We start from the raw sequence: 22,360 nt of genomic DNA, 5'->3' as shown, positions 1-22,360 counted from the left end.
ATGGCGTTCGATGCAACATTTTTCGCTCTCGTCGGCCTTATCCTCTTCTTCGTCCTGATCGCCTATCTCAAGGTTCCAGGCATGCTGGCAAGCTCGCTCGATGAGCGCGCTGGCAACATCAAGGAAGAGCTGGCGGAAGCCAAGCGCCTGCGCGAAGAGGCTCAGCACCTGCTGGCCGAATATCAGCGCAAGCGCAAGGAAGCAGAAGCAGACGCTGCCAACATCATCGCGGCTGCCGAACGCGAGGCTGCTGCGCTGACGGCAGAAGCCAAGCTCAAGACGGAAGAATTCGTCGCCCGCCGCAACGCCCTGTCGGAACAGAAGATCAAACAGGCTGAAACCGACGCTATCGGTGCCGTTCGCGCTGCCGCCGTCGATCTCGCCATTGCCGCGTCCGAAAAGCTCATTGCTGAAAAGACGACAGCTTCTGCGAAAACTAAGCTTTTCAACGCTGCCGTAAGCGACGTTAAGACACGTCTTAACTAACAGCATCGCTTATCCCAGGATTTTCAAGACCCCGCTGAGCAATCGGCGGGGTTTTTCGTTTGCCGACTTGGCAGGAGGAGCCTGGTAGGAGGCAGCGGCTAAAAGCCACGGCACGCGTTGCCACATTGATTATTACGTACAAGTAAAATTTAATAAAATGTCAAGGATGTGGGTGCAATATATCCATCATATCCAGCCCTCCTATATTTGCATAATGGTGCTGTCGCGTTGTTTATCTATTCGCTCCAAGTTTTGGGCGAAGAAATACTATGCGACATATGATTGTATTTTCCACATCGAGGAACCGTTATGAAACTATCCATTGGTGTTGTTCTTGCTGGCCTCTCGGGGGTGATGTTGCTCGTCGCAGGCGTGCAGGGAAGCTTCTCCATTGCCTCCCTCAACCAGATCCGAGGCGGGATCGACACCATCGTGGGTGATCGCGTTCCATCCTTCATCATGTTGGGGAAGATAAACGGTGAGGTCGGCAATATCCGCAATGCGCAGAGCTCGATGGTGATGGCGACGCCGGATAGCTGGCCGCAATTCGAATCGCAAATTCAGGCATCGCGCGCGACGCTGGCGTCCGACTTTCGCGAATACCAGACCTACTTGGTGGACGAAGCGGACAAGAAGCATTTCGCGGCTTTTGACGAGAAGTGGAAAGAGTCTGAAGCACGCTGGAATGACGTGAAGGTCATGTTGACGGCAGGAAAGATCGCCGAGGCACAGGCAAGCTTCGTAGGCAACGCGCTGGTGGCTTATGATGAGGCCAAGACCGTGCTGCATGCGGCCGTCGACGATATGGAAGGTGATGTGCGCGGCGAGGGTGACGCAACAACGCAGATCGCAGAATCTGCTGCGACGCTCAACTACATCTCTCTGGGACTTGCCCTTGCCGTCGGTGTGGGCGCAGTTCTCGTTGGCTATTTTCACATCGCCAGACCACTGGGACGGATGACGGGGGTCATGCGTCGCCTGTCCGACGGCGATACGGACATCATCATTCCTGCGCGCGGGCGCAAAGACGAGGTCGGCGCCATGGCCGAGGCTGTCGAGGTTTTCCGTCGCGCCGCGATCGAAAACAGAAGACTGGAAGCTGAGGCCGAAACCAACCGCAAGCAGGCAGAGATCGAGCGTCTTGCTGCGCAAGAGAAGGCAGAGGCCGATGCACAGGAAAGACTGAGGATCGCCACGTCAGGATTGGCGGATGGTTTGCACCGTCTCGCATCGGGCGATCTCGCCTTCCAGATCGATGATGTCTTTGCCCCGGATTTCGAACAGCTGCGCCACGATTTCAATCGGTCGCTCAAGCAGTTGGGCGCGACACTGTCGGAAATCTCCCATTCCATCGATGCCATGAACAATGGCACGCGGGAAATCGCCGAGGGTTCGGTCGACCTGTCGAAGCGCACGGAACAGCAGGCTGCCACATTGGAAGAAACGGCTGCCGCTCTCGACGAGATCACTGTCAATGTCGCCAACTCCACCAAGCGCGTGCAGGAGGCAAGACGTGCGGCCACGGAAGCCAACCATGCAGCGAAGATGTCGGGCGACGTCGTTGCCACCGCTGTCGATGCCATGCACCGTATCGAGCAATCGTCAGGCCAGATTTCCAACATCATCGTCGTGATCGATGAGATCGCTTTCCAGACCAATCTTCTGGCGCTGAACGCGGGTGTCGAAGCGGCACGCGCGGGCGAAGCCGGCAAGGGCTTTGCTGTCGTTGCCCAGGAAGTGCGGGAACTGGCCCAGCGTTCCGCCAAGGCCGCCAAGGAAATCAAGGAACTGATCGGCAAGTCGTCGGCAGAGGTGGAAAACGGCGTCAATCTCGTGCGGCAGACGGGTGACGCCTTGAAGACGATCGGAAGTCATGTAACCGTCATGAACGAGCACATGGGCGCGATTGCCTCTTCTGCGCAAGAACAGTCGACCGGTCTGGCTGAACTCAACAACTCCGTCAACCAGATGGACCAGACCACTCAGCAGAATGCGGCGATGGTGGAAGAAACGACATCGGCCACATCGGCTCTGGCCAGCGAAAGCGAAAAGCTGCGCAGGCTCCTCCAGCAATTCCAGCTCTCTCATGGCGGTTCGCAGTCGAGCGACTACGATGCTTATGAAATGCGGCGCGCTGGCTAGAAAGTTTCCGTTCAGGAAAGAAATGCTCTGATTATTCTATCCGCATGGGTCGGAAGCTCATGCGGTGCAGCGGGCAGGGGCCGTGGGCCTCGATGGCGCGCAGATGGGTCGGCGTGCCGTAACCCGCATGCGCCTCGAAGCCATAGGCCGGATGGATCAATCCTGCTCTTTCCATCATCCGGTCACGGGTAACCTTGGCGACGATGGAGGCTGCGGCAATCGACACGGAACGCGCATCACCCTTGATGACGGCTTTGCCGGCGCAGAGGATGCCGGGGGGAATATCGCGGCCGTCGGCCAGCACGAGCTGTGGCGTGATGTGAAGACCCAGCACGGCACGGCGCATGGCATCCAGGCTGGCGCGCAGAATATTCATGCCGTCGATGAGGACGGGGCCGGATGAGGCGATGGAGACGACCGATGTTTCCAGGATTTTCGCAAACAGAAACTCGCGTCGTGCCTTCGAAAGTTTTTTGGAATCGTTCAGACCGTCTGGAATATTGTCGGGATCGAGAATGACCGCGGCGGCCACGACGGGTCCCGCCAGCGGACCCCGCCCGGCTTCATCCGTACCGGCCACGGGCCACTCGCCACGTCTTTTCGCCTCCAGCTCCAGACTGAAATCTGGGCCCGTGTCGATCAGGTCGAAGAGGGCAGGAGAATCGGATGCTGTGCGTTGCTTCATTGGGCGAAACTGGCACAGGCAACCGATCTCCTGCAAGCCCCCGGTCGCAGAGTGTGCAACAGCCCAAGGGGTGGAGGGCTGTTGCGTGAGGTCTCATGACCTCCAGCTCTTTCGATCGGGGCGAAAAGAGCTGGAACCCCTGCGAGGCGGCAGACACCGGGGGCATGTAACCCGTAGCGTAGGGCATAGACGCTATGGGTATTTCTGAACATCGGCATGAACCGCAAGCGCGTTTCGGGCCGATGTTATTGAGTGGCAGGAACGATTGTCCCTCGTTCCACCAAAATTCTTGGGCAATAACCCAGCTTCATCACAGCAAAGATAGCTGTACGCCTGCACCTCCCGGTGCAGTGAAGAGATCATCGCGAAGCTGAATGCCACGACGGATGAGCCCCAGCCTCTTGGTCGTCATTTCGAAACGCCGTCCAATCTGCCAGGCGTAGGGACCGGCACCCTTCATCCGCTTGCCGAACTCGGCATCGTAATCCTTGCCATCGCGCATGGAGCGCACCAGCGACATGACGTGCTGATAGCGGTGCGGATAGTTGCGCAGCAGCCATTCGCGAAACAGCGGGCTGACCTCGAGCGGCAGACGCAGCAGCACATAGGATGCCTCTGTCGCCCCAGCCGCCTTTCCAGCCTCCAGCACCCGTTCGATTTCGTGATCGTTTAGCGCCGGAATGACGGGTGCCATCATCACGGCCACGGGAATGCCCGCATCCGTGAGCGTCTTGATGGCCTCCAGTCGCTTCGTTGGCGTGGATGCGCGCGGTTCCATGCTGCGGGCGAGCTTGCGGTCCAGCGTGGTCACCGAAATCCCGACCTTCACCAGCCCTTTTGCAGCCATGGGACCCAAAATATCGATATCGCGGGTAATAAGCCCCGACTTGGTGACGATGGCGACTGGATGCTCAGCCTTTTCAAGCACCTCGAGAATCTGCCGCATGATGCGCCATTCCCGCTCGATCGGCTGGTATGGGTCGGTATTGGTGCCGATGGCAATCACCCGCGCCTTATATCCCGGCTTGCCCAGTTCCCGTTCCAGAAGCTTTGCAGCATCCGGTTTGGCAAACAGCTTGGCCTCGAAATCCAGCCCTGCCGAAAGCCCCATATAGCTGTGGCTCGGTCTTGCGAAACAATAGATGCAGCCATGCTCGCAACCGCGATAGGGATTGATGGACCGGTCGAAGGGAATATCCGGCGAATCATTGCGGGTGATGATCGTGCGCGGTTTTTCCACCTGCACTTCGGTGCGAAATTCCGGCAGTTCCTCGATGATCTGCCAACCATCATCCACAGGCTCATGCTGCAGGGGCTCGAAGCGCCCGCCGGGATTGATGCCCGCACCACGCCCACGACGACGGTCGATCTCGATCCGCAGACCGGATGCATCGGCCAGCGCATTGGCAATATCTGGCGTATGGCCCGGCTGGAAGGCAGCCTGCCCGGAAAGCACATGTTGTCTCATCTGGATGCTCCTGACCGGCATGAAACCGGCTTGGTGGATGAGGAGATTCTTAGCCCAACGATGAGAACAATACAAGAACAAAATGCCGAAACACGCGATAGCTATTTCTTTTGCATTGCGGTAGGAATTTTGTGGATGAAATGTTGTAGGAAGAGCTTCTTCTCTCGCTCGTAACGGATCACAAGCTGATAGACATATGCTGACAGTCATCATGGAATGCCGGGATCAGGAGCCGGAGCTTGCTCACACCCTCTCCACGCTCGTTTCGGGCGCTGTGGAAGGGCTGATCAGTGACGTCATCGTGCTGGATCACGCCTCCAGCGATGGTTCCTCACGCGTCGCGGAAGCTGCCGGTTGCCGATTTCATACGGAATGGGACATCCGGGATATCGTCGCCTCTGCGCGCGGCGAGTGGATTTTGATGATGGAGCCGGGCAGCCGCCCGCAAAGCGGCTGGATCGAGGATATCAGCGAATATACGGCGCTGAACAAGGTGCCAGCCCGCTTTGCGCCTTCTCGGCATTATCGGCCATCGTTTCTGTCGCGTTTCATTTGCCGCAGACCGCCATTGGAATACGGCCTGTTGCTGCGCAAGGACGAGGCCCTGTCGATTGCCAAATCCGGCATGCCGCTCGATCATTTTCCGAAATCGCAGAAAACCCGCCGCCTCAGCGCCGAGCTTATACCTTCCTGGGTGCTGCGCGCTGCGCGGTAATTACCCTTGCGCCTTGCCGCGCTTCAGATGCTCATCCAGACGCGGCATGATTTCCACGAAATTGCAGGGCATGTGGCGGTAATCCAGCTGTGCCTTCAAGATGCCGTCCCACGCGTCCTTGCAGGCACCGGGAGAGCCGGGCAGCACGAAGACGAAGGTGGAGTTGATGAGCCCCGCCGTTGCGCGTGACTGGATGGTGGATGTGTTGATCTTGTCATAGGAAATGCGGTGGAACACGGCGGAAAAGCCATCCATGCGCTTTTCGAACAGGGGTTCCAGCGCGTCGGGCGTCACATCGCGTCCGGTAAAGCCTGTGCCGCCGGTGGTAATCACCACATCGATTTCGTCCGACAGCGTCCAGGCGCGCACCTGTGTCTCGATGGCCGCCTTGTCATCCGCCACGATAGCGCGATCCACCAGCAGATGGCCCGCCTCTGCAATGCGGGCAACCAGCGTATCGCCGGATTTGTCATCCGCCAGCGTGCGCGTGTCGGAGACAGTCAGCACCGCGATGCCGACGGGAATAAACGCTCTTTCAGCACTCATTTCAAAAGTCCGCCTATTGTTTTCGTTGCCTGAATATACCAGCCGGGACGTTGCTGGCGAAGGTGGCTGGCCGCAGATTCGGCATCATCCGCCGTGGCGAAGAGCCCGAAGCAGGTCGCACCGGAGCCGGACATACGCACGAGCGATGCACCCGCACGCCTCAGCAGATCAGAGACCTCGGCAATGTCAGGCAACACAGCGCGCGCTGGCGGTTCGAGATCGTTGCGGCTTTGCTGGATGAATTCTATCCAGTCCCGCGCACCGCGTTCTCCAAGCGGTGGATTATTCTTGTTCGTCAAGCGTTTGAAGACCTCGGGTGTCGAAACACCCTTCAGCGGATTGACGAGAACGAGCGGCATTGAAGGCATATCGTCAAGCATGGTGATGTCTTCACCGATCCCGCGCGCCATCAGCGGCTGGCTGGCCAGGCACATCGGCACATCCGCCCCCAGTGTCAGCGCCAACGCCTCAAGCGTTCCGGGCGCGAGCGTAATATCCCAATGGCCGCACAATCCCCGCAGCGTGGCGGCTGCATCCGCAGAACCGCCACCTATACCCGAGGACACCGGCAGGTTCTTCTCCAGATGAATGGCAACCGGTCGGGTTTCGGTTTCAGCGGCCTTCCGCAACCCATCGCGCGCTTTCAGCACGAGATTGCCACCGGCATCCCCTTGCTGGAGAATGTCGGCAAATGGCCCTGAGATCGAAAACCCATCCTCCGGCGCATCCTTGATGCGGATGACATCTCCCGCCTTGGTAAAGGTCACCAGAGATTCGAGCAGATGGTATCCATCTGCCCGCTGTCCGATCACATGCAGTGCCAGATTGATCTTGGCGGGAGCGGCCTCAATTGTCTCAACCGCTCCGGCAGGCTCATGCGAGAGCATAATACGTCAGGATTTCTTGTCCGGGGCAGGGGCAGGTGCCACGGGTGGTGGTGGGGCCTGATCTTTCTTGGCGGTGTTCTGAGCGTCCTTTTCCAGAGGCGGCAGGCCGTTGGCGATCTTTTCCTTGACCTTGGACTTGTCGACATCGTCGCTCTCGCCGATCAGCGCGCGGTTCCACTGGTAGACCGCCTCGATCTTGCGACCGACACGCCAGTAGGCATCACCCAGATGGTCGTTAATCGTCGGATCACCGGCGCGCAGCTCGATGGCGCGTTCCAGCTCCGTCACCGCCTCATCGAAGGCACCGAGGCGGAAATGCGCCCAGCCGAGCGAATCAACGATATAACCGTCATTCGGGCGAAGTTCGACAGCGCGGCGGATCATTTCGATCCCCTCATCAAGGTTGATGTTTCGGTCCACCCAGGAATAGCCCAGATAGTTCAGCACCTGCGGCTGGTCCGGGTTCAGCTCCAGCGCCCGCTTGAAATCAGGCTCTGCCTTGTCCCACTGCTTCAGACGCTCGTAGGCGATGGCGCGCTGGAAGAAGATCGTCCAGTCCGTCTTTTTCGGCACGGCACCGATGACCTCGACCGCCTTGTCGTAGTTGGCGGCCATCGCCGCATAGTCCTTGGCGTCGGACAGAACCGAACCATAAGCAAGGTAGGACCGGATATCGGAAGGATCGGATTCCAGTAGGGACTTCAGGTGCTTGCGCGCCTCTTCCACCTTGTCGGTCTGCGCCAGCGTCAGGCCCAGCTGCAATTCGGAAATGCGGTGCATCGGCGAATCCGCAGGCACTTCGCGATAAAACGCAATGGCGCGGTCCGGCTGCTTCTGCGCCTCGGCAAGGCCACCAAGAAGGATGAGCGTATCAGCGCTTTTCGGGTCGAGCGCGCGTGATGTCTGAAGGTAAAGCGTGACAATTTCCTCGGCACCTTCGCGGTTCAGCGCACCGGCAATGGAGAACATCACGGCGGCGGCACCCTCGATGGGCGTCTCAACCTGCTGCTCCGGCTTCTCGCCTTTTTCAATGCTTTGTCGCAAAGCCTTCAGCGGCGCATAATTCGGCGCGAACGTATCGCCCACGGAAATCGTGTCGAGCGCCTTTTGCTTGTTGCCAGCCTTGGCTTCCAGCCGCGCCAGCGCCATCACCGCGCGCATATAGGTGTCGGTTGCGGTCGCGCCACCTTCACGGTCGGTCACCGCGTCGTTGAGGTTTTTGCGCGCGGCTTCCGTGTTGCCGGTCACCAGTGCAATGGCTCCGGCGTGGTACTTCTGGAAGATCGAAATCCAGCCCGGTCCCTTCATGTTGTTGACCAGCGTCAGGGCTTCCTTACCCTTGCCGGCACCGGCGCGCGCCCATGCGGTCAACAGCGTGTTGACCATGCGGTCCAGATCATTCGGGCCGCTGTATTTCAGGATTTTTTCCGCGCTGGAAAATTCCTTGTGCTTGATGGCGGCCAGCGCACGAACGATGGTCGTAACGCGTTCCACGGAGGAATCGTCCTTCAGGCTGTCGGCGATCTTCGCGCCTGCCTCGAAGTCGCCGCTCAGCAATTGCGCGATCATCAGGCGCTGGCGTATCTCCACGTTCGCCGTGTCGAACTCCAACGCTTTCTGGTAGAGCGTAATCGCGGTGGCGAAATCCTGATCCACATCCGCAGTGCGGGCTGCCAGAAACGCGCCCGAGAAGGTGTTGACCTTTGCTGGATCGAAGGTCACGGTCTCGGCGGCCTTGTCTGCTGGCTTCGTCTCGGCAAAGGCAGGCGCAGAGCCTGCACCGATGGAAAGGGCGGCAATGAAGGCCGCGCCGCAGAGAAGACGAAATGCTGGTTTGCGCCGCATGAAGGAACCTTTGCTTTTGTGCATCTGCACCGAAAAATCAGTTTCCTGCCTTACAGTTCGGGGCAAAGCAGCTGCACCGGAACGCTGTAACGCTTGAATTGGACCGTTGTGCCTGAACCGGAATCAGTTCACGCAATCACACACCACGTCACGACAGAATGGCTTTTTTGGAGCAAGCCTGCAACAAAATCTGCCGGTGATTTTGGATTCGTGATTTGTCGGCATCGCGGTTATTCCACGATGCCTGAAAAGCGTTCAGTTCACGCGCTCGATGCAGAAGTCGATGACTTCCATGAGGGCTTTCTTCCACGGGCTTTGCGGCAAAGGTGCCAGCGCATCACGCGCAATGGTGCCGTAGTGGTTGGCGCGGGTGATCGTATCGGCCAAGCCATTGTATTTTTTGATCAGGCCGAGCGCCGTTTCCAGATTTTCATCTGTGCTTTCGCCCTGCTCGATGGCGCGTTTCCAGAACTCGCGCTCCTCCGCCGTGCCGCGACGATAGGACAGAATGACCGGCAGCGTGATCTTGCCTTCGCGGAAATCATCGCCGGTGTTCTTGCCGAGATCAGCGGATTTGCCGCCGTAATCCAGCACGTCGTCCACCAGCTGGAAGGCGAGACCGAGATTCATGCCGTAGGATTTCAGCGCGCTGCGGGTCGCCTTGTCCGTCTTGGCAACGATGGGGCCGACTTCGGCGGCGGCGGCAAACAGCGCTGCCGTCTTGGCGCGGATGACCTGAAGATAATCGTCCTCGGTCGTTTCCATGTTCTTGGCAACGGAAAGCTGAAGAACCTCGCCCTCGGCAATGACGGAAGCGGCAGTGGACAGCACATCCAGCGCATCCAGCGAGCCGACATCCACCATCATGCGGAAGGCTTGGCCCAGCAGGAAATCACCGACCAGAACACTCGCCTGATTGCCCCAGATGGTGCGGGCTGTGGATTTTCCACGGCGCAAGTCACTCTCGTCCACCACGTCATCATGCAGCAGCGTTGCCGTGTGCATAAATTCCACGCTGGTCGCCAGCTTGATGTGATGGTCGCCCTGATAGTTGAACATGGCAGCGGATGCGAGCGTCAGCATCGGCCGCAGGCGCTTTCCACCCGAGGAGATCAGATGGTTGGCCACTTCGGGTATCATCTGGACATCCGAACCCGCTTTGGAAAGAATAAGCTGGTTAACCCTTTCCATATCTGGACGGGTCAGGTCGACAAGCGGCTTGACGGATGCGAGTTTGTTTTTGCTTTCTTCAAGCGGTATGACGACGCCCAACGGACCGGACTCCTGTTCGATATTGGGGCCGACAATAGAAAGCGGCGGTGCAAGCGGCAAGGGGCGAATTGCCTCACACCGTTCAAAAAGATGGGATTTGGGGTGGAAACTGACCTATGCGTGAACTGATCCGTACCAACGACGCCGTTCTGCTGTCCTTTGCGCAGAGCCTGATGAAGGATGCCGGCATTCACAGCCTCATCGCCGATCAGGGAATGAGCATTCTCGAGGGATCGCTCGGGCTTCTGCCCCGCCGCTTTCTGGTGGAGGAAGAGCGCGGCGACGAGGCCCGCCGCATCCTGACCGATGCCGGACTGGCAGACGAGTTGCGCGAAGACAAGGCCTGAGCGCCATGGCAACCACCGTCTTCGAAACCGTCGACGCGTTTCATCGCGGCCGCTTCGAGATTTTGCAGCCAAAGGGCAGGGGCCACAGGGCGGGCATGGACGCCATGCTGCTGGCCTCTCTGGTCGTGGATGACACTGCCTGCCGCATCGCCGATCTGGGAGCAGGTGCCGGTGCCGCAGGCATGGCGGTGGCCTCGCGTCTGGAAAAGGCTGAGGTCACGCTGTTCGAGTTTTCGCCTGAAATGGCCGATTTCGCTGAGCGCAGCCTTCAACTTACCGCCAACAAGGCTTTTGCGGACCGCGTTTACGTCAGACAAGCGGATGTCACGCTGCGTGCCGATGCCCGCAGGCAGGCAGGGCTGCTGGACAACCATTTCCACCACGTCATCATGAACCCGCCTTATAATGACGCAGGCGACCGCAAGACGCCGGACGCGCTGAAAGCCACCGCCCACGCCATGACGGACGATCTCTTCGAGAACTGGCTCAGAACCGCCGCCGCGATCCTTATCCCCGGCGGCCAACTCTCCCTCATCGCCCGCCCGCAATCCATCTCCGACATCATCACCGCCTGCGGGCGCCGCTTCGGCGGTCTGGAAATCACCCTCATCCACCCAAGATCCGGCGAAGACGCCGTCCGCATGCTCGTCACCGCCATCAAAGGCTCCCGCGCAAGGCTGACGTTTCGCGCACCGCTGACGATGCATGAGAACGATAGTCATGCGTTCTTGCCGATGGTGGATGATTTGAGCAATGGGCGGGTGGGGTATGAGCGGAATGACGCAAATACGCTGGGCAAGAGGCAGCAAGCCTCATCATGAGTTACGTAGCTCAACTGCGGAATCGCCTCCGCAGTTGTCGACCTAGAGCTGGGGATCAACGGTAGCAGCCCTCATCCTGAGGTGCGGAGGCAAAGCCGGAGCCTCGAAGGACGAGGGTCGCGGGCTGCTTTGCTCAAATGGGCGAAAATCCCATAGTTTTCAGTGTTGAATTGCTTCTGCAGACACAGCAAACTTCCCGCTATGGAAGTAACCGTCTATATCGTTCGTTGTTGCGATGGATCATATTATACCGGACTGACCAAGCAGTCCGTTGAAGCCCGTGTGTGGGAACACAACGCCGGTATTTATGATGGCTACACCTCCAAACGACGCCCCGTGGAGCTGGTGTTTACCGAAACCTACGATCGCATTGTCGATGCCATTGAGCGGGAGCGCCAAATCAAGGGCTGGTCCCGGCGCAAGAAGGAAGCTTTGATCGCGATGGCCTATGAAACACTGCCGGAGCTTTCGCGCAGGGGGCCTGCGGTCGCCAAGCAGTCAGCCTAAACCAGTGGCCGCCCCCGATGGTTCGAGGCTCCGCCCTCCGGGACTGCGCACCTCACCATGAGGGCGGGGGAGACGCTGTAGCATCTTAATCGGCTTCCAACCACCCGCAGCCCCCGCCCTTCGAGGCTCCTGCGGGGCACCTCTCCTTCGGCAAGCTCAGGATGATGGGTGAGGGCCGCTACCGTTGTGGAACCATCACTAGAACTCCGCGGAAACCGCGGAAACTTAAGTAATACGCATCGCGTGAAGTCGAGCTACAGGCGCAACGTAGAAACCCTCACTCCGGGCCTGCCGAAGAAGAGGTATTCCCTGAGCCGGGCTCGACGCAGCAACCCTCATCCTGAGGTGCGGAGGCGAAGCCGGAGCCTCGAAGGACGAGGGTTGCGGCAAGTTGCATAATACAGTTCAAGCCCCCACCCACCCACTCCTCACCAAATTATCAGCACCCCCACCATTGTCTTTGCCCCCGCCATACCCACATCGGTTCACACGAACGAATGACTGACAATGAGGACGACATGGCCGGAATTTTGAAGCGACTGGTGCCCAAGCGGTTTCGCAAGACGGAGCTGATCATTCCCGTGGTGCGCATGCATGGCGCGATCATGGCGGGCGGCAGTCAGTTTCGTCCGGCGCTCAATCTGGCCTCTTACGCGCCTTTGCTGGACAAGGCGTTCGGCATGAAGGAAGCACCCGTCGTTGCCATTACGCTCAATTCGCCCGGCGGTTCGCCGGTCCAGTCGCGGATGATCTACAATCGCATCCGCCAGTTGGCCGAGGAGAAGAACAAGAAGGTTCTGATCTTCGTGGAAGATGTGGCGGCATCCGGCGGCTACATGATTGCGCTCGCCGGCGATGAGATCATTGCCGACCCAACCTCCATCGTCGGCTCCATCGGCGTCGTCTCCGGCGGCTTCGGTTTTCCCGAGATGCTCAAAAAGATCGGCGTCGAGCGGCGCGTTTATACGGCAGGCCAGAACAAGGCGATTCTCGATCCCTTCCAGCCTGAGAAAGAAGGCGATATCGAATATCTGAAATCGCTCCAGCTCGAAATCCACAATGTTTTCATCGACATGGTCAAGCAGCGCCGCGGCTCAAAGTTAAAGGCCGATCCGGCGATCTTCTCCGGCCTGTTCTGGACCGGCATGCGCGGCCTCGACCTCGGCCTCATCGATGGTCTGGGTGACATGCGCGATGTGCTGCGTCGCCGTTACGGCGACAAGGTCAAGCTTCAGCTGGTCAGCGGTGCGCGCAATTTCTTCGGCAAGAAACTGCCGGGTGTCGATCTCCACGCCCAGTCGATTGCCGCATCCGCCGCCTCGGGGCTTGCGGAAGTGGCGGAAGAAAAGGCATTGTGGGCGCGTTACGGATTTTGATGGACAAACGATAGATGGCCCAATTGATAACCATCGCCCTGCTCGTTTTCGGGGCGATCATCCTTTACAAGCGTTTCGTGAAAGACGCTGAAAAACTGTCCGCCAAATCCAAACGGCAGGAAAAAGAGCGCGAAACCGGCGCCACCGGCACGCTGATCAAAGACCCAACGACGGGTGAATACCGCGTGAAAAAGGAAGACGAAGTCTGATTAGACCTCAAGCGGCTGGCCTACCAGCCGCCACCTCCGCCGCCACCACCCCCAGACCCAGACGAACCGCCGCCACCGGAAAAGCTGGAGGAGGAAGACGAGCTCGTCTGCTGCGGAATGGTAGACGCAATCGTTGATGCCATGGATGACGAGAAACCGCCAATCCTCTCTCCGAAATTGTTGTAATTGCCGCTGTACCAGTTAGGCGCGTAGGCTCCGGCAGCAGCACCCGCCGCTGCGCTGGCAAGCCATGTCTCGAACGCCGCACTCCATGGCTTTTCCACGCCCAACGCCACCGCGTATGGCAATAGCGTCTCGAAATGCTGCGGCGACATCGCCGGTGCGCCCTGCATGTTCATCCGGTCTTTTTCGGCCACGGTCAGGTATAGGCGCAGTCCTTCTATGCCGTCCATCAGCTTGCGCCCCAGCGGCGTCGGCGCGCCCATGAGCATCAGGAATAGAACGTTGGTTGCGATGATACCGGCAACGGACATGATCGCTGGAATGTGCAGCGCCTCGAGTGTTTTCAGCGAGACCACGCTAATCGCACCGCCAATACCAGAGATCAGCATTGACCCCACCAGCGCGAGCACTACGATCATGCCTATGCGCTTGAGCAGAGAGCCACCACGCGTCAACGACTTCCCGAATAGGAGTGCAAAAATCGTTCCGACAAAGGACATGATGCCGATAACGAACATCGTAACAAGCGCTTCAGGCTCGAAATTGCCGAAGACGACAACGGCGAAGACGACGATGATGGACAGGGCAACGCCCAGCGCAATAAAACCGGAATTCGCATGGTAATATTTGCCGCTATGTTCCGTTTCGATCGCTTTGCGGAAAGCATTGCCGAGCGATACGACCCGTGATCCATTTTTCTTGTTGATCTCGAATGCGAGACTCGGCTCATCGACCGTGTTGATGATCTTTGCCTCGCCCGCCTGTAACTTTTCCTTTATCGGCTTTTCGGTGCGGCGAATGACGAGCGAACTCTTCAAATCCTCCAGCACGACATAGCCCTTGACCGCAAGGTCGAGGGCGGCGGCGGAAAAGGCCGTCCAGCCATTTTCGGAAAATCCGTGATTATCAACATAGTTGACGAGCGCAGGCGACAACCCCTCCGGCGCATCCCAACGCGGCACGATGATGCCTTTGGCGGGGTCGCGGCCAACGGCTGACCAGGCCCGGTAATAATAAAGCAGGATGAGAATGAAGCCGGAAACACCCAGCACCGAGCCCAGATGGTCCTGCCACCACCAGCTCCGCTCCTGCGCCGCCGACGGCGCATCGATCGCACCCTTCGGCAGCTTCACAGCAACCGTCATGCCTTCGCCCTGATAGAAGGGGCGCGTCGAGGCGAAGAAGACTTCGTTACCCTCCGTCATTATGCGTGCGTCCTTGCCCTTCGCACCGAGAGGTCCGGTGAAAACGGCGGTGTCGGTTGGTGTCACACCTTGCGGCAGCGAAACGGTGGCCGAGATATCGCGCATGGCAAATTGCCAGCCATTGCCGGTTACGTTCCACGTCAGCTCGTCATAGGTGTCGAAATAGCGGATTTGCCGGTCGGTGGTGTAGGTAATCTGGAAGACATGATCGCCGGTGGGCAGGAACCGGTCGGCATTGCCGGTATAGATACGGATGCCGCCATCGATGCTTTCGGTGCGCCAGTCCTCCGGCGAGCCATCGCGCTCCACGGAGAGAACCTTGAAGCCGACCTTGGTGCGGTTGCCATTCTTGTCCAGCGCATAGAGCGGAAAGTCGCGGAAAATGCCGCGCTTGATCCGGTCGCCCTCGGCCCGCGCGGTAATCGTCTCCGTCACCGTCAGCTCGCCGCTTTTGGCGACATCCACCACCGAATGGTAGGAGCTGATGAACTCCTCAGCCGCCGCGGGCAGGGCCGCAAGCATGAAGACGAAAAGTGCGAGACATCTTGCAGCAATGGTCTTCACGGGCGGCCCTTTCTGACGTTCAGTCCTGTCCGGTTTCGCGGTAGCTGACACCCAGCGAGGCCAGCGCCTTCCAGTAACCGGGGTAGGTCTTGCCCACGCAAACCGGGTTCTGAATGGCGATGCCACCGGTTTTCAAACCCGCCAGCGCAAAGCTCATGGCTATGCGGTGATCGTGGAACGTGTCGATAGAGGCAGAGACCGTCTGCCCCGCCAGCGCTGGATCGGCATGCACGATCAGATCGTCACCGTCCTCTTCCGCCAGTCCTGCGCGAATGCCATTGAGGCCGAGCGACAGCGCACGAATACGGTCACACTCCTTCACCCGCAGATTGGCAATGCCCACGAAGCGCACCCGCGTGGTGTTGTAGGCGGCCAGCACGGCAATGGTGGGAATGGCGTCCTGCATCTGGCTGCCATCGATTTCGGCAGGCAGATGAGGGAACTGCGCCATCACGGCATAGGCCTTGGCATCCGGCTGGGTGAAGGCATCCGCAGGCGTGCCGATATCTATCTGGCCGCCCGTCAGCAGTTCCGCACCCCACAGATAGGTGGCGGCGGAGGCATCCGGCTCGATGTGGAAATCGGTCGCCTTATAGCCGGTCGGGTGCACGCGCCAGATGGCGTTGCTCACCCGCTCCACCTTGGCGCCGAAGGCTTCCATGGCAGACACTGTGAGATCGATATAACCCTTCGCGCCGATATCTTCACCCGCCAGAACAATGTCCAGCGGCTGTGCGCCACAAGGTGCTGCCATCAGCAGCGCCGACACATACTGGCTGGAAAGATTGGCGTCGATGGTGACGCTGTCCTTGGTGAAACCCTGTCCGTTGCCCTTCACCATTACCGGCGGGCAACCCGTTGCCGCTTCCGCTTCGATGCCGAGCGCGTTCAGCGCCTCCACCAGCGGCTGAATGGGGCGCTTGCGCATATGCTCATCGCCATCCACCACGACAGTGCCGTTAACGGAGGCAACCGCTGCCGTCAGAAACCGCGTCGCGGTTCCAGCATTGCCGAGGAAAAGCGGCTTGGCTGGTGCGCTCAGCACGCCATTGCTTTCCACTACGAAACTTGTCGCATCCGGTTCCGTCACCGTCACGCCCATGGCGCGCAGCGCTTCGGCCATATAGAGCGTATCATCGCTTTTCAGCGCGCCGGTCAAAAGGCTTTTGCCCTTGGCAAGACCCGCCAGCAGCAACACGCGGTTGGTAATGGATTTGGAACCGGGCGGTTCCACCTTGCCGGACAGCGGATGGTTGGGCGGTGTAATGGTCAGTTCAATCATGGCTTTATCGTTTTCTCAACCAGCCGGGGCCGGTTCTTTGGCTCAGAATTTCACGGAAGGAACGGCGCGGTCCGCCTCGTTGGTGATCTCGAAAAACGGCGCTTTGGCAAAGCCGAAATTGCGCGCCACGAGGTTGGAAGGGAAGCTCTCAACCTTCACATTCAGGTCGCGTGCCGAACCATTGTAATAGCGCCGCGACATCTGGATTTCGCCCTCGAGCGTCTCCAGCGATGCCTGCAATTCCAGAAAGCCCTGATTAGCCTTGAGGTCGGGATAGGCTTCCGCCAGCGCAAACAGCTTGCCCAGCGCCTGGCTCAGCAACCCTTCCGCCTGCGCACGTCCCTCGACATCACCCGCAGGCACGGCCTGAGCGCGGTTGCGCATGGCCACCACCTCTTCAAAGGTGCTTTTCTCGTGCGCCGCGTAGCCCTTCACGGTTTCGATCAGGTTGGGAATGAGATCGGCGCGGCGCTTCAACTGCACGTCGATGCCGGACCAAGCCTCTTCCTTCATCTGCCGCGCGGTGACGAGGCCGTTATAGATGAAGACGACATAGACGGCGATTGCCGCGATGATTGCCAGTGCGATATACATGTCCCAGTCCCCCTCATGAAACCTTATGGTCTGGCCGGACGATAGTCGTTCCGGCCCGCCCTGTCATCGCCTGTCAAAACAACGCGTCAGGCTGCGTCCTTATTCCAGTTCGCGCCACCCGCATCCGTCATCAGGAAGGCCTCGCCGCATGCCTTGGACAGCGTGCGAACGCGCAGGATGTAGCTCTGCCGCTCTGTCACGGAAATCACGCCGCGCGCATCCAGCAGGTTGAAAACGTGGCTCGCCTTGATGCACTGGTCATAGGCCGGAAACACGCATTTGTGCAGCATCTGGTTGGCGTTATCACCCGGCGCACCGGCATCCAGCAGTGCCTTGCATTCTTTCTCGGCATCGATGAAGTGGCGGTGCAGCATGGCGGTATCGGCATATTCGAAGTTATGGCGGGAATATTCCTGCTCGGCCTGCAGGAAAACATCGCCGTAGGAAATCTTCTCGTCACCTTCGCGGCCATTGAAGTTCAGGTCGTACACATTGTCCACGCCCTGCACATACATGGCCAGCCGCTCAAGACCATAGGTCAACTCACCGGCAACCGGCGAGCATTCGATGCCGCAGACCTGCTGGAAATAGGTGAACTGCGACACTTCCATGCCGTCGCACCAGCATTCCCAACCCAGACCCCACGCGCCCAGTGTCGGGCTTTCCCAGTCGTCTTCCACAAAGCGCACGTCATGCAGGAGGGGATCAAGCCCGATGGCCTTCAGCGAGCCGAGATAAAGCTCTTGGAGGTTCGACGGATTGGGCTTCAGAATGACCTGATACTGGTAATAATGCTGCAACCGGTTCGGGTTTTCGCCATATCGACCATCGGACGGGCGGCGCGACGGCTGCACATAGGCAGCCTTCCACGGCTTCGGCCCCAGCGCGCGCAGCGTCGTGGCAGGGTGGAACGTGCCGGCGCCCACTTCCATGTCATAAGGCTGCAACACCGCACAGCCCTTGTCCGCCCAGTAATTATGCAGCGTCAGGATCAGCGCCTGAAAGGAACGCTTCGGGTTCATATGGTCTGGAACGTCGGTCATTGCAGTCATCACGGCCATCGATTGTTGTCGGTAAGTGCTTGCGCACTTTGGATGCGGACAGGTGCCATGGGTAGGGGCTGCGGGTCAAGGCTTCTGTGTGTGGGGAGGTTGCCTTGCGCGGATGCGACGGTAGCTACCCTCATCCTGAGGTGCCCCGTAGGGGCCTCGATGGACGAGGGTAGCGGGATGAGGCCACAGAGTGTGCGGCGGATGCTTCGAGGCTTTGTCCTTCGGCCAAAGCACCTCAGCATGAGGGCGGTGGGCGTGGCTGCTACGAAGACAACAGGTATAAGTCACATACTCGACGCCAACGGCACAACGCCCCACCCGATATTACCATTGTGCATCCGCCTCAAATTTTGCTAGCAGAGGCCAACGAAAATCCATGACACCGGAAAATAGATATGCCTGATCTTCTGCTCGAACTTCGCTCCGAGGAAATCCCTGCCCGTATGCAGCGCAAGGCGGCTGGGGATTTGAAGAAGCTCGTCACCGATGCGCTGGTGGAACGAGGGCTGACCTATGAGGGTGCGCGCGAATATTGGACGCCACGCCGCCTGACGCTGGATATTCGTGGGCTGAATGCGCGCTCTGCCGATGTGCGTGAAGAAAAGAAAGGCCCCCGCACGGACGCAAACGAGAAGGCCATCGAGGGCTTTTTGCGCGGCGCGGGTCTCAGCGATATTTCGCAGGCGCAGGTCGTGTCAGACCCGAAGAAGGGTGATTTCTATATCGCCATCGTCAACAAGCCCGGCCGTGCGGCAGAAGAGATCATTGCCGAAGTGATGCCCGGCATCATAAGGGGCTTTGCCTGGCCGAAATCCATGCGCTCCGGCCCGGCTTCCATGCCGAAGGGCTCGAGCTATGGCGGCATTGAGGGCAAGGGTTCGGAAAGCCTTCGCTGGGTGCGCCCGCTGCAATCCATCGTTTGCCTGTTCGGCCCCGAACATGACGAAACGCAGGTCATTCCCTTCGAGATCGATGGCATCGTGGCTGGCAACGTGACCTATGGCCACCGTTTCCACGCGCCAGACGCCATCACCGTGCGCCGTTTCGAGGATTATGTGTCGAGCCTCGAAAAGGCCAAGGTCATCTTGGATGCCGAGCGTCGCAAGGACATTATTCTGCATGACGCCAAGGATCTGGCTTTCGCGAATGGCCTCGACCTCGTGGAAGACGAAGGCCTGCTGGAAGAGGTCTGCGGTCTCGTGGAATGGCCGCAGGTGCTGATCGGCACGTTTGAGGAAGATTACCTCGAAATCCCCGCCGAAATCATCCGCCTCACCATCAAGACGAACCAGAAGTGTTTCGTCACCCGCCCTCAAGGTGCGACGGAAGGCCTGTCCAACCGCTTCATTCTGGTTTCCAACATTGAAGCCAAGGATGGCGGTAAGGAAATCATCCACGGCAACGGCAAGGTCGTGCGCGCCCGCCTGTCGGATGCCAAGCATTTCTGGACCCGCGATCAGGGCGATCTGCCGGACCTCGAAACGCTGAAAGCTTCCGCCGCGAAATTCGACCTCGACCTGAAAAAGCCGCTGGACCAGCGCATGGCCAAGCTCGACGCGCTGAACGTGACCTTCCACGCCAAGCTCGGCACACAAGGCGAACGCGTCGCCCGCATCCGTGAACTGGCGAAGCAGCTTGCGCCGGTCATCGGTGCCGACGCTGATCTGGTAGACCGCGCCGTGGTTCTGGCCAAGGCCGATCTGCGCACCGAAGCCGTCGGTGAATTCCCTGAATTGCAGGGACTGATGGGCCGCAAATACGCATCGCTTCAGGGTGAAAACGAAAGCGTCGCCGCCGCCATCGAAGACCACTGGAAGCCGAATGGCCCGTCGGACCGTTTGCCGCAAGACAAGGTCGGCCTGACCGTGGCACTGGCCGACAAGCTCGACACATTGGTCGGCTTCTGGGCCATCGATGAAAAGCCAACAGGCTCGAAGGACCCGTTTGCGTTGCGCCGTGCGGCACTGGGTGTTGTGCGGATGATTTTGGAGCGGAATGTTCGGTTGGAGTTGCGAGGTTTTCTTTCGCTGGTCAACGCCGGGTTTTATCCTGAAAGTTCTCGCAAAGAGGTGCTTGATCTAATAAATCTAATAAACCCAACCCGGGGTAATCTAGAGGAGAAAGCTCTTTTCGAGCGGTTTAACGATGAGAAAGCTACGTACTCGAACGGTCGTTTCGTGGCTCAACCATCTGTCTATTCACTCATGGAGTTCTTCCACGACCGTCTGAAAGTCTACCTCCGCGATCTCGGCGCACGCTACGATCTCATCGAGGCCGTACTCACGCCTGAGACCGACGATCTCCTCATGGTCGCCCGTCGTGTCGAAGCGCTGACGGCTTTCGTGACGGATCAGGATGGCATCAACCTTCTGGCCGGCACCAAGCGAGCCACCCAACTTCTGGCTGCGGAAGAAAAGAAGGGCACCGTGGTGGCCGACAGCGTCTCGGAAGATCTGCTGAAGCTCGACGCCGAAAAGGCACTTTACGCTGCCATCAAGACCGCCTCTGCCGATGCCGCCAAGGCAGTTGAGGCGGAAGACTTCCGCTCCGCCATGCAGGCGCTCTCGACGCTGCGCGCGCCGGTCGACACGTTCTTCGAGGACGTGCTGGTCAACGATGAAGGCAACGCCATCCGCGCCAACCGGCTGGCTCTGCTCAAGGCCATCAGGGAAGCGACAGGAACGGTTGCGGACTTCTCGAAGATCAGCGGGTGAGTTGGATAAAGGGGGCGTTGTGCGTGTGGCTCACCCCCCTCTGTCCTGCCGGACATCTCCCCCACAAGGAGGGAGATTGGCTGGCCGGACGCTCTGCGGTTCATCCGCACCATCACCACGAAACGCGTTCGCAACGTGCAAGATGGTCGAACGCTATCCGCGAGTCGATCTCCCCACCTGAGGGGGAGATGCCCGGCAGGGCAGAGCGACTGTCTTGGCAGTCAAGCGTTTTGCCATGGTTTATTCTCCCGGACGATGGCGTTGAGGATGGTCAGCAGCTTGCGCATGGTGGCTACGATGGCGACGATCCTGGGCTTGCCGGACGCCACGAGACGATCGCGGAATTCCTTCAGCAACGGGTTGTGGCGAGACGCGACCAGTGCTGCCATGAACAGCACGGCCCGCACCTTGGTGCGCCCGCCACCGATGAAGCTCTTGCCTTTCCACTTGCCCGATTGCCGCGTCCACGGCGCCAGTCCCGCAAGCGATGCGATCTGACGTCTGTCGAGACTACCCAGTTCCGGCATTTCGGCCAGAAGCGTGCGTGCCGTGGCCCGTCCCACACCCGGAACCGAGGTCAGCAAGGCCTCGCGCACACGCCACAGGGGCGACTTGCGGATATGGTCATCCATGTCGGCATCGATGCTCTCCATCTCGCGACGCAGTGCCGCCAACAACCGTTTGATGCTCTTGTGCGTGCTCTTGTCCAACGCCATCCGCAGCCGGTTTTCCTCCGCCACGATCATCTGAACGATCTGTCGCCTGCGATCGACAAGGGCCGATAAGGCCTGGGTTTGCGCATCGCGCAGCGGGCGGATCTGCGGTTTCGTCGCCACGACGAAAGCGGCNATAGTGGGATTCCTCTTCCCTGAATTTCTCGATGCCGTCTGCCTGTCTCTCACCGTCATTCCGGCCTTGTGCACGATCTGTCGCCTGCGATCGACAAGGGCCGATAAGGCCTGGGTTTGCGCATCGCGCAGCGGGCGGATCTGCGGTTTCGTCGCCACGACGAAAGCGGCAATCAGGGCTGCATCGATCGTATCGGTCTTGGCACGCCGGCCGATGGCACTGGCATAGGCCCGCACCTGCGCCGGGTTGACGACGATCACGCAGATGTCGCACGCCGCAAGNATCGATCGTATCGGTCTTGGCACGCCGGCCGATGGCACTGGCATAGGCCCGCACCTGCGCCGGGTTGACGACGATCACGCAGATGTCGCACGCCGCAAGTTTTGCGACCGCCAGCGTTTCGAAACCGCACGTCGCCTCCAGCGCGACGAGATCGGCCTTTTCCGCCTTGAGACGACGCACCAGTTCTTCGATGCCGTCATGGTCGTTTCCGACGCGAAAGCTTGCGCCACACGGTGAAACCGCAACGTCGAGGCTGTCCTTGGAGACATCTATGCCAACGATAATATCCATCTTATCCCATCCTTGCCTAAGCGGGCTTTGCTCGCGCA

Annotated in this window: 20 protein-coding genes and 2 pseudogenes; 9 read left to right on the top strand and 13 right to left on the bottom strand. The window is 59.2% G+C overall.

From position 1 onward, the window contains the following. Together ASF29_RS11165 and ASF29_RS11160 are read left to right on the top strand one after the other, a co-directional pair. Positions 1 to 486, top strand: a complete 486-nt coding sequence (locus ASF29_RS11165) for a F0F1 ATP synthase subunit B (RefSeq protein ID WP_062450769.1) — start codon at positions 1 to 3, stop codon at positions 484 to 486. A 309-nt stretch (positions 487 to 795) separates the two neighbouring features. Continuing rightward, positions 796 to 2,628 (top strand): methyl-accepting chemotaxis protein, encoded by a 1,833-nt coding sequence (locus tag ASF29_RS11160; RefSeq protein ID WP_062450768.1) that lies wholly within the window; start codon positions 796 to 798, stop codon positions 2,626 to 2,628. A 31-nt stretch (positions 2,629 to 2,659) separates the two neighbouring features. Here ASF29_RS11160 and ASF29_RS11155 read toward each other — a convergent pair whose 3' ends face one another. Together ASF29_RS11155 and ASF29_RS11150 are read right to left on the bottom strand one after the other, a co-directional pair. Beyond that, the gene (locus tag ASF29_RS11155; protein WP_062450767.1) at positions 2,660 to 3,313 is read right to left on the bottom strand and encodes a ribonuclease HII; all 654 of its coding nucleotides are present in this window, start codon (positions 3,311 to 3,313) and stop codon (positions 2,660 to 2,662) included. A 310-nt stretch (positions 3,314 to 3,623) separates the two neighbouring features. Beyond that, on the bottom strand, positions 3,624 to 4,781 hold the full coding sequence (locus ASF29_RS11150; RefSeq protein WP_062450766.1) for a PA0069 family radical SAM protein: 1,158 nt from the start codon (positions 4,779 to 4,781) through the stop codon (positions 3,624 to 3,626). 196 nt (positions 4,782 to 4,977) lie between these two features. Between ASF29_RS11150 and ASF29_RS11145 the strand changes: the two genes are divergently transcribed. Further along, entirely contained in the window at positions 4,978 to 5,496 is a 519-nt protein-coding gene (locus tag ASF29_RS11145) for a hypothetical protein (protein ID WP_062450765.1), read from the top strand. On the opposite strand, the gene moaB is transcribed toward ASF29_RS11145, so the two are convergent. From moaB to ASF29_RS11125, 4 genes are all read right to left on the bottom strand, one after another. Further along, positions 5,497 to 6,042: a molybdenum cofactor biosynthesis protein B gene (gene moaB / locus ASF29_RS11140; RefSeq protein WP_062450764.1), complete on the bottom strand. Its 546-nt coding sequence runs from the start codon at positions 6,040 to 6,042 to the stop codon at positions 5,497 to 5,499. Beyond that, positions 6,039 to 6,929 (bottom strand): 4-(cytidine 5'-diphospho)-2-C-methyl-D-erythritol kinase, encoded by an 891-nt coding sequence (locus ASF29_RS11135; protein WP_062450763.1) that lies wholly within the window; start codon positions 6,927 to 6,929, stop codon positions 6,039 to 6,041. Before ASF29_RS11135 ends, moaB begins: the two co-directional genes overlap by 4 nt. Positions 6,930 to 6,935: 6 nt before the next feature. Beyond that, the gene (locus ASF29_RS11130; protein ID WP_062451019.1) at positions 6,936 to 8,774 is read right to left on the bottom strand and encodes a tetratricopeptide repeat protein; all 1,839 of its coding nucleotides are present in this window, start codon (positions 8,772 to 8,774) and stop codon (positions 6,936 to 6,938) included. 255 nt (positions 8,775 to 9,029) lie between these two features. After that, positions 9,030 to 10,046 carry a polyprenyl synthetase family protein gene (locus ASF29_RS11125; protein WP_062451018.1) on the bottom strand — a complete coding sequence of 339 codons (1,017 nt, stop codon included), beginning with the start codon at positions 10,044 to 10,046 and terminating at the stop codon, positions 9,030 to 9,032. A 116-nt stretch (positions 10,047 to 10,162) separates the two neighbouring features. Between ASF29_RS11125 and ASF29_RS11120 the strand changes: the two genes are divergently transcribed. From ASF29_RS11120 to ASF29_RS11100, 5 genes are all read left to right on the top strand, one after another. Further along, entirely contained in the window at positions 10,163 to 10,393 is a 231-nt protein-coding gene (locus ASF29_RS11120) for a DUF2007 domain-containing protein (protein ID WP_062450762.1), read from the top strand. A 5-nt stretch (positions 10,394 to 10,398) separates the two neighbouring features. Further along, complete coding sequence (locus tag ASF29_RS11115) at positions 10,399 to 11,214, top strand: methyltransferase (RefSeq protein WP_062450761.1); 816 nt, start codon at positions 10,399 to 10,401, stop codon at positions 11,212 to 11,214. 201 nt (positions 11,215 to 11,415) lie between these two features. Then, on the top strand, positions 11,416 to 11,721 hold the full coding sequence (locus tag ASF29_RS11110; protein ID WP_062450760.1) for a GIY-YIG nuclease family protein: 306 nt from the start codon (positions 11,416 to 11,418) through the stop codon (positions 11,719 to 11,721). Positions 11,722 to 12,239: 518 nt separating this feature from the next. Next, on the top strand, positions 12,240 to 13,097 hold the full coding sequence (locus ASF29_RS11105; RefSeq protein WP_062450759.1) for a S49 family peptidase: 858 nt from the start codon (positions 12,240 to 12,242) through the stop codon (positions 13,095 to 13,097). Between the two features lie 14 nt (positions 13,098 to 13,111). Further along, the gene (locus ASF29_RS11100; RefSeq protein WP_062450758.1) at positions 13,112 to 13,306 is read left to right on the top strand and encodes a hypothetical protein; all 195 of its coding nucleotides are present in this window, start codon (positions 13,112 to 13,114) and stop codon (positions 13,304 to 13,306) included. A 20-nt stretch (positions 13,307 to 13,326) separates the two neighbouring features. Here the strand turns inward: ASF29_RS11100 and ASF29_RS11095 are convergent, their stop codons facing one another. The 4 genes from ASF29_RS11095 to ASF29_RS11080 all read right to left on the bottom strand — a co-directional run bounded on the left by ASF29_RS11095 (position 13,327) and on the right by ASF29_RS11080 (position 18,177). Continuing rightward, the gene (locus ASF29_RS11095; RefSeq protein WP_062450757.1) at positions 13,327 to 15,258 is read right to left on the bottom strand and encodes a DUF2207 domain-containing protein; all 1,932 of its coding nucleotides are present in this window, start codon (positions 15,256 to 15,258) and stop codon (positions 13,327 to 13,329) included. A gap of 19 nt (positions 15,259 to 15,277) precedes the next feature. Further along, entirely contained in the window at positions 15,278 to 16,540 is a 1,263-nt protein-coding gene (locus ASF29_RS11090) for a 3-phosphoshikimate 1-carboxyvinyltransferase (protein ID WP_062450756.1), read from the bottom strand. Positions 16,541 to 16,582: 42 nt separating this feature from the next. Then, positions 16,583 to 17,134 carry a LemA family protein gene (locus tag ASF29_RS11085; RefSeq protein WP_062450755.1) on the bottom strand — a complete coding sequence of 184 codons (552 nt, stop codon included), beginning with the start codon at positions 17,132 to 17,134 and terminating at the stop codon, positions 16,583 to 16,585. Positions 17,135 to 17,220: 86 nt separating this feature from the next. Further along, positions 17,221 to 18,177, bottom strand: coding sequence for a glycine--tRNA ligase subunit alpha (locus tag ASF29_RS11080; protein ID WP_062450754.1), 957 nt, complete (start codon positions 18,175 to 18,177; stop codon positions 17,221 to 17,223). A 404-nt stretch (positions 18,178 to 18,581) separates the two neighbouring features. On the opposite strand from ASF29_RS11080, the gene glyS reads away from it, so the two are divergent. Beyond that, positions 18,582 to 20,900 (top strand): glycine--tRNA ligase subunit beta, encoded by a 2,319-nt coding sequence (glyS, locus tag ASF29_RS11075; RefSeq protein ID WP_062450753.1) that lies wholly within the window; start codon positions 18,582 to 18,584, stop codon positions 20,898 to 20,900. A gap of 221 nt (positions 20,901 to 21,121) precedes the next feature. Here the strand turns inward: glyS and ASF29_RS24920 are convergent. The 3 genes and pseudogenes from ASF29_RS24920 to ASF29_RS24375 all read right to left on the bottom strand — a co-directional run. Beyond that, positions 21,122 to 21,748, bottom strand: a pseudogene (locus ASF29_RS24920) (transposase); the annotation flags it as partial. Position 21,749: 1 nt separating this feature from the next. Next, positions 21,750 to 22,030: pseudogene (locus tag ASF29_RS24380) on the bottom strand (transposase); the annotation flags it as partial. Between the two features lies 1 nt (position 22,031). Beyond that, positions 22,032 to 22,322: transposase (locus tag ASF29_RS24375; RefSeq protein ID WP_156462648.1), on the bottom strand; the 291-nt coding region annotated here is incomplete at its 3' end. Between the last annotated feature and the right edge of the window lie 38 nt (positions 22,323 to 22,360).

Origin of the sequence: Rhizobium sp. Leaf262, assembly GCF_001422245.1 — a bacterium.
Lineage (GTDB): Bacteria > Pseudomonadota > Alphaproteobacteria > Rhizobiales > Rhizobiaceae > Agrobacterium.
This window is presented reverse-complemented; position numbering and strand designations above follow the sequence as displayed.

Excerpts from the sequence above, each read along its gene's own strand:
- ASF29_RS11165 (WP_062450769.1), top strand. The coding sequence starts at position 1 with ATGGCGTTCGATGCAACATTTTTCGCTCTCGTCGGCCTTATCCTCTTC.
- ASF29_RS11160 (WP_062450768.1), top strand. The coding sequence starts at position 796 with ATGAAACTATCCATTGGTGTTGTTCTTGCTGGCCTCTCGGGGGTGATG.
- ASF29_RS11155 (WP_062450767.1), bottom strand. The coding sequence starts at position 3,313 with ATGAAGCAACGCACAGCATCCGATTCTCCTGCCCTCTTCGACCTGATC.
- ASF29_RS11150 (WP_062450766.1), bottom strand. The coding sequence starts at position 4,781 with ATGAGACAACATGTGCTTTCCGGGCAGGCTGCCTTCCAGCCGGGCCAT.
- ASF29_RS11145 (WP_062450765.1), top strand. The coding sequence starts at position 4,978 with ATGCTGACAGTCATCATGGAATGCCGGGATCAGGAGCCGGAGCTTGCT.
- moaB (WP_062450764.1), bottom strand. The coding sequence starts at position 6,042 with ATGAGTGCTGAAAGAGCGTTTATTCCCGTCGGCATCGCGGTGCTGACT.
- ASF29_RS11135 (WP_062450763.1), bottom strand. The coding sequence starts at position 6,929 with ATGCTCTCGCATGAGCCTGCCGGAGCGGTTGAGACAATTGAGGCCGCT.
- ASF29_RS11130 (WP_062451019.1), bottom strand. The coding sequence starts at position 8,774 with ATGCGGCGCAAACCAGCATTTCGTCTTCTCTGCGGCGCGGCCTTCATT.
- ASF29_RS11120 (WP_062450762.1), top strand. The coding sequence starts at position 10,163 with ATGCGTGAACTGATCCGTACCAACGACGCCGTTCTGCTGTCCTTTGCG.
- ASF29_RS11115 (WP_062450761.1), top strand. The coding sequence starts at position 10,399 with ATGGCAACCACCGTCTTCGAAACCGTCGACGCGTTTCATCGCGGCCGC.
- ASF29_RS11110 (WP_062450760.1), top strand. The coding sequence starts at position 11,416 with ATGGAAGTAACCGTCTATATCGTTCGTTGTTGCGATGGATCATATTAT.
- ASF29_RS11105 (WP_062450759.1), top strand. The coding sequence starts at position 12,240 with ATGGCCGGAATTTTGAAGCGACTGGTGCCCAAGCGGTTTCGCAAGACG.
- ASF29_RS11100 (WP_062450758.1), top strand. The coding sequence starts at position 13,112 with ATGGCCCAATTGATAACCATCGCCCTGCTCGTTTTCGGGGCGATCATC.
- ASF29_RS11090 (WP_062450756.1), bottom strand. The coding sequence starts at position 16,540 with ATGATTGAACTGACCATTACACCGCCCAACCATCCGCTGTCCGGCAAG.
- ASF29_RS11085 (WP_062450755.1), bottom strand. The coding sequence starts at position 17,134 with ATGTATATCGCACTGGCAATCATCGCGGCAATCGCCGTCTATGTCGTC.
- ASF29_RS11080 (WP_062450754.1), bottom strand. The coding sequence starts at position 18,177 with ATGACCGACGTTCCAGACCATATGAACCCGAAGCGTTCCTTTCAGGCG.
- glyS (WP_062450753.1), top strand. The coding sequence starts at position 18,582 with ATGCCTGATCTTCTGCTCGAACTTCGCTCCGAGGAAATCCCTGCCCGT.